The 1,560-nt window shown below is 73.7% G+C and carries 1 protein-coding gene; it reads left to right on the top strand.

The features are described from left to right. Positions 1-1,560: condensation domain-containing protein (locus ACIA6C_RS33140; protein ID WP_399281400.1), on the top strand; the 1,560-nt coding region annotated here is incomplete at both ends.

Below are 1,560 nucleotides of genomic sequence, written 5' to 3'. Positions count from 1 at the left end.
CGCCGCCCGCCTCACCAACCGCATCTCCACCACCCTCGGCGTCACCCTCACCCTCCGCGACGTCTTCCAGCACCCCACCCCCGCCACCCTCGCCCGCCGGATCGCGGACTGCTCCGGCCGGCCCGCGCTCACGCCCCTCACCCGGGCCGCGAGCCGCCCGGAGCTCCTGCCGCTGTCCTTCGCCCAGCAGCGCCTGTGGCTGGTCGCCGTGCTCTCCGGGGGTGGCAGCGCGTACAACGTCCCGATGGCCGTCCGGCTGGAAGGCGAGCTGGACGTCGCCGCACTGCGCGCCGCGTTCGGTGATGTCGTGGCCCGTCACGAGCCGCTGCGGACCCGGTTCGCCACCGTGGACGGCACCCCCTGCCAACTCGTGGCGCCGGCGGACGAAGCGCCGTGGTTCGAGGTCAGGAGCGTCACGCCCGAGACCCTCGACGCCGAACTGCTGGCGGCGGCCGAGCACTGCTTCGACCTGGCCGGCGAACCGCCATTGCGGGTCACGCTGTTGCGCTCCGGTGCGTCCCGGTACACGCTCCTGGTCCTGCTCCACCACACCGCCACCGACGGGCAGTCGCTGCGCCCCCTGTTCGCCGATCTGTCGCTGGCCTACGCGGCCCGGCTCACCGGCACCGCTCCGGACCCGGCCCCGCTGCCCGTCGACTACGCCGACTACGCCCTGTGGCAGCGCGCGGCGCTCCAGGGGCCACCGCTGGAGGAGCAGCTCGGCTACTGGAAGGCGGCCCTGGAAGGTCTCCCCGAGGAGCTCGGGCTGATCCACGACCGGCCGCGTCCGCCCATCGCCGGACAGCGCGGCGGGGTGGTCCGGCTGGACTTCGGCGCCGAGCTGCACGAGCGGGTGCGGGAGCTGGCCCGCGCGGAGCGCTGCACCCCGTTCATGGTGCTCCAGGCCGCGCTGGCCGCGACGTTGACCCGGTTGGGGGCGGGCACCGACATCCCGCTCGGCTCGCCCGTCGCCGGACGCTCCGACGAGGCCCTGTCGGAGCTGGTCGGCTTCTTCGTCAACACGCTCGTCCTGCGCACCGACACCTCCGGGAACCCCGCTTTCCGGGATCTGCTGCGCCGGGTCCGTACCGCCGATCTGGACGCCTTCGCGCATCAGGACGCCCCGTTCGACCTGGTGCTGGAGGCGGTGAACCCGGTCCGCTCCCTGGCGCGGCACCCGCTGTTCCAGGTCTGCCTGGCCCTGGAGTCCGGCCCCGCGGCCGGACCGGAGCTGGCGGGGGTGCGGGCCGGCGCCGCGGAACCGCTGGCGACGGGCGCGGTCAAGTTCGACCTGGAGTTCCTGCTGCGGGCGGACGAGGACAGCGGCCTGACCGGGGCGGTTCTGTACAGCTCGGACCTGTACGAGCACGGCACCGTGGAGCGGATCGTCGCGATGCTGCGGCGCACGCTGGAGCAGGTGGTGGCCGCACCGGAACTTCCGGTTTCCGAGATCGAGTTGTTGGGGGAGGCTGAGCGGCGGCAGGTGCTGGAGGAGTGGACGGGCACCCGCCGCGACATCGGGGAACACACGCTCGCGGACCGCTTCGAGGAACAGGCAAT

The organism is Streptomyces sp. NPDC051578 (assembly GCF_044454045.1).
Classification (GTDB): Bacteria; Actinomycetota; Actinomycetes; order Streptomycetales; family Streptomycetaceae; genus Streptomyces.
This window is presented reverse-complemented; position numbering and strand designations above follow the sequence as displayed.